This window comes from Variovorax endophyticus (assembly GCF_025376855.1).
GTDB lineage: Bacteria > Pseudomonadota > Gammaproteobacteria > Burkholderiales > Burkholderiaceae_C > Variovorax.
Genome location: NZ_JAHUTH010000016.1, coordinates 48,632 through 63,558, shown reverse-complemented (window position 1 = coordinate 63,558; position 14,927 = coordinate 48,632). Strand labels below are relative to the sequence as shown.

General features: G+C 69.2%; 11 protein-coding genes. 5 read left to right on the top strand and 6 right to left on the bottom strand.

Annotated elements, in window-relative coordinates:
* Window positions 1-2,259 (bottom strand): heavy metal translocating P-type ATPase, encoded by a 2,259-nt coding sequence (locus tag KV106_RS21140; RefSeq protein WP_261212139.1) that lies wholly within the window; start codon window positions 2,257-2,259, stop codon window positions 1-3.
* 147 nt (window positions 2,260-2,406) lie between these two features.
* Here KV106_RS21140 and KV106_RS21135 point away from each other — a divergent pair, with 147 nt between their 5' ends.
* A complete protein-coding gene (locus tag KV106_RS21135) occupies window positions 2,407-2,601 on the top strand; it encodes a heavy-metal-associated domain-containing protein (RefSeq protein WP_057591827.1) in 195 nt (64 codons plus the stop codon).
* 68 nt (window positions 2,602-2,669) lie between these two features.
* Window positions 2,670-3,017 carry a Cu(I)-responsive transcriptional regulator gene (cueR, locus tag KV106_RS21130; protein WP_409976546.1) on the top strand — a complete coding sequence of 116 codons (348 nt, stop codon included), beginning with the start codon at window positions 2,670-2,672 and terminating at the stop codon, window positions 3,015-3,017.
* A gap of 4 nt (window positions 3,018-3,021) precedes the next feature.
* Here cueR and KV106_RS21125 read toward each other — a convergent pair whose 3' ends face one another.
* The gene (locus tag KV106_RS21125; RefSeq protein WP_057591829.1) at window positions 3,022-3,996 is read right to left on the bottom strand and encodes a YcjF family protein; all 975 of its coding nucleotides are present in this window, start codon (window positions 3,994-3,996) and stop codon (window positions 3,022-3,024) included.
* Window positions 3,997-4,556: 560 nt separating this feature from the next.
* Between KV106_RS21125 and KV106_RS21120 the strand changes: the two genes are divergently transcribed.
* Both KV106_RS21120 and creC read left to right on the top strand, forming a co-directional pair.
* On the top strand, window positions 4,557-5,363 hold the full coding sequence (locus KV106_RS21120; RefSeq protein ID WP_261212135.1) for a response regulator: 807 nt from the start codon (window positions 4,557-4,559) through the stop codon (window positions 5,361-5,363).
* The gene (creC, locus tag KV106_RS21115; RefSeq protein WP_261212134.1) at window positions 5,360-6,808 is read left to right on the top strand and encodes a two-component system sensor histidine kinase CreC; all 1,449 of its coding nucleotides are present in this window, start codon (window positions 5,360-5,362) and stop codon (window positions 6,806-6,808) included. Before KV106_RS21120 ends, creC begins: the two co-directional genes overlap by 4 nt.
* Window position 6,809: 1 nt before the next feature.
* Here creC and KV106_RS21110 read toward each other — a convergent pair whose 3' ends face one another.
* The 4 genes from KV106_RS21110 to creD form a co-directional block, all read right to left on the bottom strand.
* The gene (locus KV106_RS21110) at window positions 6,810-7,421 is read right to left on the bottom strand and encodes a hypothetical protein (protein ID WP_261212132.1); all 612 of its coding nucleotides are present in this window, start codon (window positions 7,419-7,421) and stop codon (window positions 6,810-6,812) included.
* 80 nt (window positions 7,422-7,501) lie between these two features.
* Window positions 7,502-9,886 carry a penicillin-binding protein 1A gene (locus KV106_RS21105; protein WP_261212131.1) on the bottom strand — a complete coding sequence of 795 codons (2,385 nt, stop codon included), beginning with the start codon at window positions 9,884-9,886 and terminating at the stop codon, window positions 7,502-7,504.
* 13 nt (window positions 9,887-9,899) lie between these two features.
* On the bottom strand, window positions 9,900-11,216 hold the full coding sequence (locus tag KV106_RS21100) for a glycoside hydrolase family 3 N-terminal domain-containing protein (protein WP_261212129.1): 1,317 nt from the start codon (window positions 11,214-11,216) through the stop codon (window positions 9,900-9,902).
* Window positions 11,213-12,661 (bottom strand): cell envelope integrity protein CreD, encoded by a 1,449-nt coding sequence (gene creD, locus KV106_RS21095; protein ID WP_057591835.1) that lies wholly within the window; start codon window positions 12,659-12,661, stop codon window positions 11,213-11,215. Before creD ends, KV106_RS21100 begins: the two co-directional genes overlap by 4 nt.
* Window positions 12,662-12,848: 187 nt before the next feature.
* Between creD and KV106_RS21090 the strand changes: the two genes are divergently transcribed.
* On the top strand, window positions 12,849-14,921 hold the full coding sequence (locus tag KV106_RS21090; RefSeq protein WP_261212127.1) for a VIT and vWA domain-containing protein: 2,073 nt from the start codon (window positions 12,849-12,851) through the stop codon (window positions 14,919-14,921).
* The last annotated feature ends 6 nt before the right edge of the window (window positions 14,922-14,927 follow it).

Sequence of the window (14,927 nt, the reverse complement as noted above, 5' to 3'; positions counted from 1 at the left end):
TTAGGAACCCTTCCAGCGCCGCAGCAGCAAGGCATTGGCCATCACGCTCACGCTCGACAGCGCCATCGCCGCCCCGGCCACCACCGGGCTCAGCAGTCCGAAGGCCGCCAACGGAATCCCCGCCACGTTGTAGGCGAAGGCCCAGAACAGGTTCTGCCGGATCTTGGCCACGGTGCGTCCCGAGAGGTCGAGCGCCTGCGCCACCAGCGCGAGATCGCCGCGCATCAGCGTGATGCCCGCGGCCTCCATCGCCACGTCGGTGCCGCCATCGGCCGGTGCCATCGCGATGCCCACGTCGGCGGCCGCGAGCGCGGGCGCGTCGTTGGCGCCGTCGCCCACCATCGCGACCACGTGGCCGTCGCGGCGCAGCGCGCTCACCTGTTGCGCCTTGTCGGCCGGCAGCACCTCGGCGCGCACGTCCTCGGCCGCGATGCCCAGCCGCGCCGCCATGGCGCGCGCGGCGCGCAGGTTGTCGCCCGAGATCATCACCACGCGCAGGCCGCGCGCGCGCAGCGCGGCGACGGTCTCGGCGGCCTGCGGCTTGGGCTCGTCGGCAAAGGCCAGCAGGGCCAGTGCCTCGGCCGCGCCGGCGGCATCGAAGCGCAGCAGCGCCGACACCGTGGCGCCCTGCGCCTGCAGCCGGTCGACCTCGGCCGCGTCGACCTCGGCATCGAGCTCACGGCACCAGCGCAGGCTCGCGAGGGCCCAGGCACCGGCGAATTCGCCCTCGACCTCTCCGCGCACGCCGCGGCCGGGCATGGCCTGCATCGAACGCAGCGCCGGCACCGCCAGTTTCTTGTCGGCGGCGGCCACGAGCACGGCGCGCGCCAGCGGATGTTCGCTGCCGCTCTGCAGGCTCGCGGCCACGGCCAGCAACCGGTCGGCCTCGCCGCCATCGGCCAGCGGCACGAGCGCGGTCAGCACCGGCCGGCCCAGCGTCAGCGTGCCGGTCTTGTCGAAGGCCACGGTGTCGACGCGGTGCGCGAGTTCGAGCGAACGCGCGTCCTTGATGAGGATGCCGCGCCGTGCCGCCACGCCCGTGCCCGCCATCACCGCCACCGGCGTGGCCAGGCCCAGCGCGCAGGGGCAGGCGATGACCAGCACGGCCACCGCGTGGATCAGCGCGGTCTCGATGTCGGCGCCGCCGAGCAGCATCCAGCCGCCGAAGGTGAGCAGCGCGATCACCAGCACCACCGGCACGAAGATGGCCGCCACCTTGTCGACCAGCCGCTGGATGGGTGCCTTCGCGGCCTGCGCATCCTCGACCAGCCGGATGATGCGCGCGAGCACGCTCTCGGCACCGACCGCGCGCACCTCGACCACCAGCCGGCCGTCGCCGTTGACGGCACCGCCGGTCAGCGGGTCGCCCGGTCCCTTGGGCACGGGCAGCGGCTCGCCGGTCAGCATCGACTCGTTGACCTCCGATTCGCCCTCGACCACGCGCGCATCGGCCGGCACGCGTTCGCCGGGACGCACCGCGAGGCGGTCGCCCACCATCACCTCGGCCAGCGGCACGTCGCTCTCGCCGCGCGGGCCGACCAGGTGCGCCACCTCGGGCCGCAACTGCTGCAGCGCGCGGATCGCCGAGGTCGCCTGGCGCTTGGCGCGCGCCTCGAGCCACTTGCCCAGCAGCACCAGCGTGATGACCACCGACGAGGCCTCGAAGTACAGGTGCGGCACCATCCCGTGGCCCGCGTGCTCGCCGGTGGCCGAACGCCACCAGAGCCACAGCGAGAGTCCGTAGGCCGCGCTGGTGCCGAGCGCGACCAGCAGGTCCATGTTGCCGGTGAGCGCACGCGCCGCATGCCAGCCCGCGCGGTAGAAGCGCGCGCCGAGCCAGAACTGCACCGGCGTCGCGAGCAGCAGTTGCAGCCAGGGATCGAGCATCCAGTCGCGGCCGAAGAACTCGCCGACCATCGGCAGCATCAGCGGCGCCGACAGCGCGAGGCCGACCGCCACCGGGCCGAAGCCGTGCCAGGGCGACAGCGCCGCGGCTTCCTCCTGCGCATCGGCCGCGGCGCGCGGCTCGTAGCCGGCGGAGCGCACCGCGCGGCGCAGCCTCGCATCGATGTCCTCGCCGCCCTGCGCCTGCGCCACCACGCGCGCCGATTCGGTCGCGAGGTTCACGCTGACGTCCTGGACGCCGGGCACGCCCTTGAGCGCGCGCTCCACGCGCATCACGCAGGACGCGCAGGTCATGCCGCCGACCGAGAGGTCGAGCGTGAGATTCGGCAGAGGCCGTGCTTGTACGTTTTCCATGCTGCGAAGGCTAAAGCTTCACACCATGGCAAGGTCAAGCGCGGCAGGAAGAGTCCCTGGACTGGACATTGACATCGTGGCAAGGTTCAGACTTCGGTTTCCGAACGGGCCAACGCCCACCTTGTCATCCACGAAGGAGCAGAAACGATGAGCCAGAAATTCCAGGTCGCGGGCATGAGCTGCGGACATTGCGTGAACGCCGTGCAGAACGCGGTGCAGACGGTCGACCCCGAGGCCCAGGTCACGGTCGACCTCGAGACCGGCCATGTGGACGTGCTGAGCCAGCAGCCGCGCCAGGACCTGGTGGCGGCGATCGAGAACGCCGGCTACCGGGTGCAGTGACGGTGCCGGTCACGCACGGCCCCGTGGCGATCGGCGAGGCCGCCCGGCTGTCGGGCGTGTCCGCGCGCATGGTGCGCCACTACGAGGGCCTGGGCCTGCTGAGCGCGGTGGCGCGCACCGACAGCGGCTACCGCCAGTACGGCGATGCCGACATCCACACGCTGCGCTTCATCAAGCGCTCGCGCGACCTCGGCTTCTCGATGGAGGAGATCGCCGAGCTCGTGGGCCTGTGGCACGACCGCCGGCGCACGAGTTCGAGCGTGAAGCGCATCGCGCAGAAGCACCTCGAGGAACTGGAGCAGCGCATCGCCGACATGCAATCGATGCGCAGCACCCTGGCCCACCTGGTGCACTGCTGCCACGGGGATGCGCGGCCCGAGTGCCCGATCCTCGACGACCTGTCGAAGACCGCCTGACGGCTCAGGCGCCCCGGACCAGCGACAGCACCTTGCCCGCATCGAGCGTGCGGGCCTTCTCCTGGATCGCCGGCAGGTAGCGCGACTGCAGGCCCTGGCCTTCCTGCACCACGCCCGAGAAGGCGTCCTTGAGCATCTGCGTCGACAGCGTGCGGCCGCCCGCGTAGTAGCGCTTGGCGACATGGCCCAGCGCATAGGTGGTCGCGAAGCTCATGCCCGAACTCACGGCCTGCTTGCCGACGCCGCGCAGCAGGCCGCCGCCCACCTTGCCGAGCAGCCCGCCCAGCAGCTTGCGCCCGGCCTGCTCGAGGTACTGCGAGGTCAGGCCCACACCCACGGTGGCGATGAAATCCTTGACGTGGCCGCTGTCGAGCTCGTAGCCATGCGCCTTGCCGATGCGGTAGACCAGCTTCATCTGCAGCGGAATGATCGCCATGGTCGACAGCGTCTCGGGCAGCAGCTCGAGCGCGCCGTTGAGGATGGCGGCATTGAGGATCGACTTGTCGAGCTCGGCGCTGTCGGGCGTGAGCGGCGACGCGCCCGCCGCGACGGCCGGTACCGGCGCCGCGGCCACCACGGCTCCCGCGGAGGCACCGGCCACCGCCCCGGCCGCCGCGATCTCCTCGGCCTGGTTCGAGAACTGCGCCGCCGAGGCATCGAGCCCGAGCGAGGTGCGCACGTCGGCCAGGAACATCCGCTCGGCCTGCGACTGCGCGCCGTCGGCATCGCACACGCACACCGCCATCTCGTAGGCGAGCTGCTTCGCCTCGGTGCTCTGCAGCTGCGCCGCCACCGACGGCAGCGAGACGCGCTTCATCAACACGTCCTGGTAGAGCGTCGGCAGGTTCAGGCCGTCGGTTTGCGACAGCCCTTCGGCGATGCGCTTGATCTCGGCGCGCTCGCGTTCGTGCTTTTCGCCGTCGACGAAGGCGGCCAGCAGGCTGAGGGTCACGATGGCCTGGGTTTCGGAAGGTGTCACGGCTGGAATTTCCACAAGGTGAAGGACGAAGTTCGGTCGGATGACCGGGGGAAGGTTCCGCCGCGCGTTCTCCCCACAAAGCGGGTGCAACTCTGTGGATAACCACAGAACTACTTTGTAGGGGCGCGGCAAGTTATTGATTTTTATGAGGAATCTACAGACCGCTTAAAAATTAGGCAATGAATTTCCTCACCCGAAAAACGCCTTTCGCAGATTTCCGGAGGGCTGTCAAAGGACAACTCTGGGGAGAGTTCTGGCACAAGCAGGTGGTTATCCACAGCGCCGGACGGATGCGCCAGGTTGTCCCTTTGGCCGCGACAGCACAAAAGCACGGCTGCGCACAGTGACCGCTGTATGACAAGTGCTTGTCACATAACGAAAAAATCGGCCTGTCCACAGAAGGGGCGGACCCTTATCTACTACTACTAATTTGAATAAGAAGAATAAGAAATAGAGAGAGACCAAAGGTCGCGCCCGAAAAAAAGTCCGAAGGCCGCGCCTCGTTGCAACGCCGTCGACGTGGCTGGCGTCCGCCCCGTGGCGCTCGCTACCATCGCCGGATGAGCTTCAAACCGCGGATCCTGATCGCCGAAGACGAATCGGGCATCGCCGACACCCTTCAGTACGTGCTCAAGAGCGACGGCTTCACGCCCGTCTGGTGCGCCACCGCGGAAGACGCGCTGGCCCAGTTCGCGCAGGAAGCGCCGGCGCTCGCGATACTGGATGTGGGATTGCCCGATATGAACGGCTTCGAGCTGTTCAAGCGGCTGCGCACGCTGAACCAGGCCATGGGCGGACCGGAGGTGCCGATGCTGTTCCTCACGGCGCGCAGCGACGAGATCGACCGCGTGGTGGGGCTGGAGCTCGGCGCCGACGACTACGTCGCCAAGCCGTTCTCGCCACGCGAACTGGTGGCGCGCGTGCGAACCATCCTGCGGCGCAGTGCGCGTGGAGGCTCGCCAGGAGGCACAGGAGCGTCCGCGGGCGGCGGGCAGGGGGTCCCCCATGCGCTCGCCCCCCAGACGTCGCCTGCGCCCGCTCAACCGCCCGCAGCGCCACCATTGCCCTTCATGCTCGACCAGGAGCGCATGCAGATCCGCTACTACGGCCGCCTGCTCGAACTCTCGCGCTACGAATACGGCCTGCTGCGCCTGCTGGTGCAGCGCCCGGGACGCGTGTTCACGCGCGACGAGCTGCTCGAGCGGGTCTGGGACGATGCCAGCGAGAGCTTCGACCGCACCGTCGATGCCCACATCAAGACCCTGCGCGCCAAGCTCAAGGCGATCGCGCCCGAGGTCGAGCCGATCCGCACCCTGCGCGGCACCGGCTACGCCCTCAACGAAGAACTGCCCGCCAGGATCTCGTGACCCGGCGCACGCGCATCTTCATCGGCATCCTGCTGATCTACACGGCCGGCATCGCCTTCCTGCTGTACCGCGTCGTCTCCGACATCGATCCGCGCTACCGCGAGTCGGCCGAGGAATCGCTGGTCGAGACCTCGCAGCTGGTGGCCAGCCTGGTCGAGCAGGACGTGATCGCGGGCGCCATCAACACGGCGCGGCTCGAGCCGCTGTTCCGCACGCTCTATGCGCGCGAGTTCTCGGCCCAGATCTACAACCTGCACAAGAACCGGGTCGAGTTGCGCGTCTACGTGACCGACCGGGGCGGGCGCGTGATGTTCGATTCGCTCGGCCGGCACCTGGGTGCCGACTATTCGAAATGGAGCGACGTGAGCCGTACGCTGGCCGGGCTCTACGGCGCGCGCACCTCGCGCGACGTCGACGTGGATCCGCGCACTTCGGTGATGTACGTGGGGGCGCCGATCCGCTGGAACAACGAGATCGTCGGCATGGTCAGCGTGGGCAAGCCGGTGCAGAGCTTCGGCCAGTTCGTGGAGGATGCGCGGGCGCGCACGATCTGGGTCGGCGTGGGTTCGGCGCTGGCGCTGCTGCTGCTCGCGGTGATCGTCTCGGTCTGGCTGGTGCGGCCCTTCGGGCTGATCCGCGACTACTGGGGCTGGGTGCGCGCGCAACGCAGCCTGAGCCTGCGGCGCATGGCGCGGCGCGCGGTCGATGCGGTGCGCAGCGGCTTCAGCGAGATGCGCGACACGCTGACCGGCCGCAACTACGTCGCCGACTACGTGCAGACCTTCACCCACGAGGTGAAGAGCCCGCTGTCGGCGATCCGCGGCGCGGCCGAGCTGCTGCAGGAACCCTCGATGCCGCACGAGGAGCGCGAGCGCTTCCTCGCCAACATCGCGCGCGAGACCCAGCGCATCCAGGAGATCGTCGACCGCATGATGGAGCTGACCGCGCTCGAAACCCGGCACGCGCTCGAGCGCACCCAGCCGGTGGCGCTGGCGCCGCTGATCGAGGACATCGCGACCGGCGCGCAGAGCGCGGCGGCCCAGCGCAACATCCGGGTGCAGGTGCACGTGCGCGAAGGCACGGGCGCGAACGCTTCGGTCGAGGGCGATCCTTTCCTGCTGCGCCGCGCGATCAGCAACCTGCTGGACAACGCCATCGATTTCTCGCCCACCGGCAGCGAGGTGCTGATCAACCTGGAAACCACCTCGCGGCTCGCGCGCGTGAGCGTGCGCGACCGCGGGCCGGGCATTCCCGACTACGCGCAGGAGAAGGTCTTCCAGAAGTTCTATTCGCTGGCGCGGCCGCACAGCCAGAAGAAGAGCACCGGGCTGGGCCTGGCCTTCGTCAAGGAGATCGCCGCGCTGCACCACGGCCGCATCGAGCTCGGCAACGCGACGCGCGGCGGCGCGGTGGCCACGCTCACGCTGCCGCTGCTGCCGGCCTGAGCTACTGGCGCCCGATCAGCGCGAGGTAGTCGCGGCGCGTGCCTTCGCTGACCGAGGCGATCAGCTGTTCGTACGGGGTCTTGTGGCGCGCCAGCATGCGCGCCGAGGCCACCATCTTCGACTTGCAGAACCAGTGGCAGGTGTGCTGCATCAGGAACAGTTCGGCCGAGAGCATGTAGGCCTTGTCCTTGGGACTGCGGCCGGCGCGGTTGTGCATCACCTCGTCGATGCCGCGCGCATGGATCGCGAAGGCCGCGCGCAGGTCGAAGGTCTCGCGCGGAAACAGCAGGTGCGCATAGGGCAGGGTCGCCAGCGGCGAGGTGCTCACGCGCGCCTGCGCGGCATCGACGCGCGCGAACTCGGCGGCGAAATTGGAGAACTGGGCCGCGAGCCGTGCCTCGGTCGCGTCGAGCACGCCCCAGATCTGCTGGCGCCGCTCGGGATCGTCCTCGCCGAGGCAGCGCAGGTAGCCCTCGGTGAGGTTCTCCATCAGCTTCTCGATCTGGTAGTTGCCCAGGTGGTGCGCCAGCAGCGCGATGCGCCGGCGCTGGTCGTGGGACTTGAGGAAGTAGGCGCCGATGGCGATCAGTGCCACCAGGGTGAGGATTTCCATGGACTTGGGAACGGGCGAACGGGAAGGAAGGGAGTGCGCCGAGTGTAGAGACCCCGGCGCGGCCCTTGTCGCCCGCCGTCCTAGCGGAAGAAGTCCAGGATGCGGTTGCGCTCCTCGGGCTGCGGCGGCGCGCCGATCGGCACGCCGGTCAGCACCTCGACCGGCTGCGGCGCCACCTCGGGCTCGAGGCCCAGGCTCGCGACGCCGCGGCCTGGTGCGTAGTCGTCGAAGTAGAGTTCGCCGTCCACGTGCACCAGGCCGGGCGGCTCGGGCAACTGCGCCACCGGCACGCCGCGCAGCGCGGTCTGCATGTAGCCGGTCCAGATCGGCAGGCTCAGGCTGCCACCGGTCTCGCCGCGCACGCCGAGCTGGCGCGGCGTGTCGTAGCCGATCCAGGTCACGCCGACCATGGTGGGCTGGAAGCCCGCGAACCAAGTGTCGAAGGAATCGTTGGTGGTGCCGGTCTTGCCGAACAGGTCGTCGCGCTTGAGCGCCTGGTAGGCCTTGAAGCCGGTGCCGTTGCGCACCACGCTCTGCAGCAGCGAGTCCATCAGGTAGGCGTTGCGCGCGGGGATCGCGCGGTTGCTTTCGTCGAGCGCCGGCGGCTCGGTTTCCATCAGGACCTTGTCCTTGGCATCGGTCACGCGCGTCACGAGGTAGGGATTGACGCGGTAGCCGCCGTTGGCGAACACCGAATAGCCGGCGGCCATCTGCAGCGGCGTGACCGAGCCCGCGCCGAGCGCCATCGGCAGGTTGGCCGGATGCTTGTCCTTGTCGAAGCCGAAGCGCGTGATCCAGTCCTGCGCGTAGTCGGTGCCGATCGACTGCAGCACGCGGATCGTCACCAGGTTCTTCGATTTCATCAGCGCGGTGCGCAGCGGCATCGGGCCTTCGAAGCCGCCGTCGAAGTTCTTCGGTTCCCAGGGCTGGCCGCCGTTGGCGCCGGGCTCGAAGTACAGCGGCGCGTCGTTCACCACGGTGGCGGGCGTGAAGCCCTTCTCGAGCGCGGCCGAGTAGATGAAGGGCTTGAAGCTCGAGCCGGGCTGGCGCCAGGCCTGCGTCACGTGATTGAACTTGTTCTTGCTGTAGTCGAAGCCGCCGACCAGCGCCTTGATCGCGCCGGTGCGCGGGTCCATGCCGATGAAGGCGCCCTCGACCTCGGGCAGCTGCGTGATCTCCCAGCTGTTCTTGGCCGTGCGCGCCACGCGGATCACCGCGCCGCGGCGGATCTTGATGTTGGGCTGCGCCTTGACCGCCAGGCCCGACTGCGCGGGGCGCAGGCCTTCGCCCGTGATCTCGATCGCCTCGCCGTTCGCGCGCACCGCGCTGACCTGCTTGGACGAGGCATCGAGCACCACGGCCGCGATCACGTCGCCGTTGTCGGGATGCTCGGCCAGCGCGTCGTCGACCGCCTCGTCGACTTCCTTCGGGTCGTCGGGCAGGTCGACGAACTTCTCGGGGCCGCGGTAGGGCTGGCGGCGCTCGTAGTCCATGATGCCGCGGCGCAGCGAGCGGTAGGCCGCCGACTGGTCGGCCGCCACCAGCGAGGTGTAGACCTTCATGCCGCTGGTGTAGATGCTGTCGCCGTACTGCGAATGCATCATCTGGCGCACCGTCTCGGCCACGAATTCGGCATGCAGCCGGTTCGGGTCGGCGGCATCGCGCAGGTGCAGTTCTTCCTTCTTCGCCTCGGCCGCCTGCTCGGCGGTGATGAAGCCGGTCTCCTGCATGCGGTCGATCACGTAGAGCTGGCGCGCGCGGGCGCGGCGCGGATTGGCCACCGGGTTGTTGGTGCCCGGTGCCTTCGGCAGGCCCGCGAGCATCGCGGCCTCGGCGATCGTGATGTTGGCCAGCGGCTTGCCGAAGTAGGCATCCGATGCCGCGGCGAAACCGTAGGCACGGTTGCCGAGGTAGATCTGGTTCATGTAGATCTCGAGGATCTGGTCCTTGCTCAACTGCTGCTCGAGCCGCAGCGACAGCAGGATCTCGTAGGCCTTGCGGCTCAGCGTGCGCTCGGAGCTCAGGTAGACGTTGCGCGCCACCTGCATCGTGATGGTGGAGGCGCCCTGCTTGCGTCCGCCCTTGAGGCTGGCCACCGCCGCGCGCAGGAAGCCCTTGTAATCGACGCCGCCGTGGTCGTAGAAGCGCGCGTCCTCGACCGCGAGCACCGCGTCCTTCATGACCTTGGGGATCGCCGCGAAGGGCGTGAGGTTGCGGCGCTCCTCGCCGAATTCGCCGAGCAGCTCGCCGTCGGACGAAAACACGCGCAGCGGTTGCTTGGGCCGGTAGTCGGCGAGTTCGGAGCTGTCGGGCAGGCGCGGCGAGATCAGGGCGATGGCGACGGCGCCCGCGACCGCGAGCACCAGCACGCCCGAGCCCGCGACGATGGCGCTCCAGACGGCGATGCGCTGCCAGCGCGGTGGTTCGGGGGCGTCGGGTGAGCGGGGCTTGAAGGGATTGAACATGAGGGAGGTCCTGCTATTGAGAGAGTCCGCGCAGGCGCGGGTTCCGGGCCAGCCGCGATGCGCTCGCGGCCAGCATGGCGGCGTCGATGGCGCCGCGGCTCTCGGCCTGCCGCGCGCAGTGCATCGCGTCGAAGTACTTGTCGTGGTCGTAGGCGACCAGCAGCAGGTCCACGCCGGCATTCAGCGCACGCACCGTGGCGTTGCACAGGCCCCGGTCGTAGGCTGCACCCATCGTGAGATCGTCGGTGACGAGCAGGCCGTCGTGCCCCCACGCGCCGCGAATCACGGACTGCACGATTTTGCGCGAGAACGATGCCGGATGGTCGGGGTCGAGTTCTGGAACGGTCACATGGGCGAGCATGACAGCCGCTTGTGTCGAAGCCGACACCTCTTGAAACGGTTTCCAGTCATGTGTTGCAAGTCGGGCCGTGGGTGTGCGGAGGAAGCCGGCTTCGTGGTGCGTGTCCTCGGCCACGCCGGCCAGTCCCGGAAAGTGCTTGAGCGTGCCTTGCACGCCGGCCGCTTCGAGGCCCTGCTCGTAGGCCCGCGCTACCTCGGCGACGAGGGCCGGGTCGGCCGAGATCGCGCGTTCGTCGATGCGGGTGTGCAGGTCCCAGCGGCCCGGCGCGCGGCCGGTGCGCAGGTCGACCACGGGGCTGAAGTTGAGCGTGATGCCCAGCGCGGCGAGCGCCCTGCCCTGCTGCTCGCCATAGGCACGGGCGCGTTGCGCGAGTTCGTTCTCGGGCACGTCGGCATCGATCAGGGTGGCCAGCGAAGGCTGGCGTTCGATCAGCGGCGAGAGCCGCGACACGGCGCCGCCTTCCTGGTCGGTCGCGACGATCAGCGGCGGCAGGCCGGCTTCCGTGCGCAAGTCTTGAAGGCTCGAGATCTCCTCGCGCAGCTGCGTCGCGCTGCGGCCCTTGACGTTGCGGCCGGTCACGAAGATGCCGCCGATCGTGCCGTGGCGCGCGAGCTCGCGCAGCATCGGCATCTCGGCGTTCTCGTAGCCGACGATGAAGTGCGCGCCGAGCCTGCGTGCCTGCGCGTCCGATGCGGCGAGCACTTCCGCGCGGCGCTGGCGGCTCGAGAGCTCGTCGGCTCCGCTGCAGAGCATCACCGCGCACAGCAGCCCGAGCAGCATCGGGCGCAGCGAACGGCGCGCGAAGCGCCAGACGATCGCCACGCCGCTGCCCGCGAGCGCGAGCAGCAGCGGTACTTCCCAGGCGTGCATGAAGCGCAGGTGCGGATCCTTCAGGTGCCAGGCCCAGAAGCAGAGGAAGGCGAGTGCCAGCCAGCCCAGGGCACCGAGCGCGACGCGCAGCGCTTTCATGTGGGATCGATGAGAGCCGCCGGTGCGGCCTCGGGCCGGCGCGACAGCGCATACCAGTCGACCTTGCGCGTCATCAGCATCAGCGCCGAGAGCATGCCGAAGATCAGCAGCGCACCGAGCAGCAGCGCATTGCTCTCGGAGGCCAGCAGTCCATAGAGCGCACCGTACAGCACCGCGACGAAGGCCGCGAAACCGGCGCCGCGCTTCCAGCTGCCGAGCACGGCGGCGAAGTAGATGCCCAGCAGCAGCACGCTCGCGCCGGCCGCGCCTGCATAGGCGAGCCAGAAGGCCAGCTTCTCCGACAGCGCGAGCAGCAGCAGGAAGAAGATCGCGATCGACAGGCCCACCAGGCCGTACTGCACCGGATGCAGCCGCAGCTTGCGGAACAGCTCGAACATGAAGGCGGCCATCAGCACCAGGCCGATGAAGAGCGCGCCGTACTTGCCCGCGCGGGTGCTCATCGAATAGACATTGATCGGCTGCGCGAGCGAGACGTCGAAGCTCTGCGGATGGAAGGGCTGCGGGCCGGCGCGCACGTTGCCGTTGGCCGAGGCCGCCGCCACGTCGCCGCGGCCCGCGAGGTCGGCGCGCACCTGTTCGCGCGCCGAGCTCACGAGCGAGGACACGCGCCAGTGCGCATCGAAGCCCTGCGGCGTGACCTCGCGCTGGGCCGCGAGGAAGCGGCCGCCGAAGCTCGGATGGGCCCAGGGCGACTTCAGGTGCGCGCTGGTCTCCTCGGCGATCGGCACCATCGACAGGGTGTCCTGACCGACCAGCGACAGCTTCATCTCGAAGGGCAAGGGCGCGCGCGTCTGCCAGGCGGCCAGCGCCGCGGCACCGAGCGGCGCGTGGATGCCGTTGGCGAACCAGGAATCGTCGGGCAGGCCGGGCACGCGCTGGCGCAGCCGCAGTTCGGCGCCGTTCACCGTCAGCGCGGGCGATCCGTCGAGGCCGCGCAGATCGCTCACGTTGAAGGCCACGAGCGGCGTCTTGAATTCGATCTTCGAATCGGGCTCGCTGTGCGCGACCGCCTCGGGGTCGAAGGCCGCGAAGCCGCCCGACAGGGTGGCGTCGAGCGTGTAGAACGGGATCTTGAAGATGCCGCGGTAGCGCTGCTGCGGCGTCATCGAGCCCTCGATGTGCAGCTTGTCGGGGAAGACCACGTGCGCCATCTCCTTGCTGCGCGCCTCCTGGCCGATCACCTTGCCCTGCGCGTCGCGCAGCGGCTCCATCCAGCGCTCGACATAGGGCACCAGCAGCAGCGGACCGACCACGGTCTGCGGGCCCGCGTAGGTGGCGGCCAGCTCGGCGGCGGCCTCGCGCTGGCTGTCGCCGCGCTCGTTGTTGATGCGGTCGATCTCGGCCAGCGGAATGCACAGCAGCAGCACCAGGAGCAGCAGCCCTCCCACCTTGGCCAGCATCGAATCCTTCAGAAGTTGCAGCATGTTTTTCTCTCCTCGTTGACGACGGACCGGATGCTCGCCGCGCGATCCGAAGCCCGTGTGAAGCGGGGCGGCGCGGCGACTTCACGCGGACTTCACACAACGCGGCGGACTTCAAGAAGCCTTCCCATTGCCTTCTCGCGGGCTGGCGACAGTGCGGGCCATCCGACAACCGACAAGAGGACCCGACATGCACACCCCCCTAGCCCATCGACCCGGCCGCTGGCTCTGGCTGGCGACACTGAGCCTCGCGATGGCGGGCTTCGTCGCGCTGAGCCTGAATCCCGTGCATGCGCAGGAAGCGGCCGCGCCGCGCCTGAAGACCGAGAGCCCCTATTTCTTCGTGAAGAGCGACGACCCCTCGATCGACCGGCTGCCGCTCAAGGGCACCGAGGTCTCGGTCAAGATTTCGGGCGTGATCGCCGACGTGACGGTGACCCAGACCTACCGCAACGAGGGCCAGCGCCCCATCGAGGCCAAGTACGTGTTCCCGGGCTCGACCCAGGCGGCCGTGAGCGGCCTCAACGTACGCCTGGCCGACCGCCTGATCACCGCGCAGATCCGCGAGAAGCAGCAGGCGAAGATCGAATACGACACCGCCAAGCGAGAAGGCAAGACCGCCGCGCTGCTCGAGCAGCACCTGCCGAACGTGTTCCAGATGAACGTCGCCAACATCCTGCCGGGCGACGACGTGAAGGTGGAACTGCGCTACAGCGAGCTGCTGGTGCCGCAGTCGGGCAACTACGCCTTCGTGTTCCCCACCGTGGTGGGCCCGCGCTACAACAGCCCACAGTCCTCGAATGCGCAGGCGCCCTGGGTCGGCCAGCCCACGCTGCGCGCGGGCGTGGCGGCCGGCACCGCCTTCCAGCTCAAGGCCAGCATCGACACGCCGATGGGCCTAAAGGAGATCCGCTCGGCGACGCATGCCATCGAGGTGAAGAAGAGCGACGAGGACCGCCATGCCGAGATCGTGCTGGCGGCCGACGGCCGCCCGGCGGACAACCGCGACTTCGTGCTCGACTACCGGCTCGCGGGCGAGAAGATCGAATCGGGGCTGATGCTCTACAAGGGCCAGGGCGAGAACGCCGAGAATTTCTTCCTCGCGATGGTCGAGCCGCCCAAGGCCGTGGCCGCCAGCGCCATCTCGCCGCGCGACTACATCTTCGTGGTCGACATCTCGGGCTCGATGCATGGCTTCCCGCTCGACACCGCGAAGGTGGTGCTCGAGCGCCTGATCGGCGGCCTGCGTCCCAGCGACACCTTCAACGTGCTGCTGTTCTCGGGCAGCAACAGGATGCTGTCGCCGACCTCGGTGCCCGCGACCCGCGCCAACATCGAACAGGCGCTGGCCACCATCAAGAACTTCAACGGCAGCGGCAGCACCGAGTTGATCCCGGCACTGAAGCGCGTGTATGCGGAACCGAAGGACGAGAAGGTCTCGCGCACCGTGGTGGTGGTGACCGACGGCTACGTGACGGTGGAGCGCGAGGCCTTCGAACTGGTGCGCAACAACCTCTCGAAGGCCAACGTGTTCGCCTTCGGCATCGGCTCCTCGGTCAACCGCAGCCTGATGGAAGGCATCGCGCGCGCCGGCATGGGCGAGCCCTTCATCATCACCGACCCGGTGCAGGCGCCCGAGCAGGCCGCGCGCTTCCGCCGCATGGTCGAGTCGCCGGTGCTGACCAGCGTGAAGGCCACCTTCGGCGGGCTCGACGTGTACGACGTGGAGCCGCAGGCGCTGCCCGACGTGCTGGGCGAACGTCCGGTGATCGTGTTCGGCAAGTGGCGCGGCGAAGCGCGCGGGCGCGTGATCGTCGAGGGCCAGGGTGCCGAGGGCCCATACCGCCAGGAAGTGCGCATCGATGCGCGCACGCGCCAGGACACGGCCGCGCTGCGCACGCTGTGGGCGCGCCATCGCATCCAGAGCCTCAGCGACCAGGAAGCGCTCGAAGGCAGCGCCGCCTTCAAGGACCGCATCACCGAGCTCGGCCTCAAGTACAGCCTGCTGACCCAGTACACCAGCTTCATCGCGGTCGACAAGGTGGTGCGCAATGCCGCGCCGCAGGACAGCGCCAGCGTGAACCAGCCGCTACCGATGCCACAGGGCGTGAGCGACAGCGCGGTGGACGGCGGCGCGCTCGGCGCCGAGGTGCCGAGCACCCCCGAGCCCGAGACGCTGGGCGCGATCGCGGTCGTGCTCTCGGTGCTGGCGATGCTGCGCCGCCGCGCGCGCCGCCACGATGCGCGCCGCTTCACGGCTTGAGCGGGG

Coding starts and splice junctions, on each gene's coding strand:
- KV106_RS21135 (WP_057591827.1), top strand. CDS start 2,407: ATGAGCCAGAAATTCCAGGTCGCGGGCATGAGCTGCGGACATTGCGTG.
- KV106_RS21120 (WP_261212135.1), top strand. CDS start 4,557: ATGAGCTTCAAACCGCGGATCCTGATCGCCGAAGACGAATCGGGCATC.
- cueR (WP_409976546.1), top strand. CDS start 2,670: ATGGTGCGCCACTACGAGGGCCTGGGCCTGCTGAGCGCGGTGGCGCGC.
- creD (WP_057591835.1), bottom strand. CDS start 12,661: ATGCTGCAACTTCTGAAGGATTCGATGCTGGCCAAGGTGGGAGGGCTG.
- KV106_RS21105 (WP_261212131.1), bottom strand. CDS start 9,886: ATGTTCAATCCCTTCAAGCCCCGCTCACCCGACGCCCCCGAACCACCG.
- KV106_RS21100 (WP_261212129.1), bottom strand. CDS start 11,216: ATGAAAGCGCTGCGCGTCGCGCTCGGTGCCCTGGGCTGGCTGGCACTC.
- KV106_RS21090 (WP_261212127.1), top strand. CDS start 12,849: ATGCACACCCCCCTAGCCCATCGACCCGGCCGCTGGCTCTGGCTGGCG.
- KV106_RS21110 (WP_261212132.1), bottom strand. CDS start 7,421: ATGGAAATCCTCACCCTGGTGGCACTGATCGCCATCGGCGCCTACTTC.
- KV106_RS21140 (WP_261212139.1), bottom strand. CDS start 2,259: ATGGAAAACGTACAAGCACGGCCTCTGCCGAATCTCACGCTCGACCTC.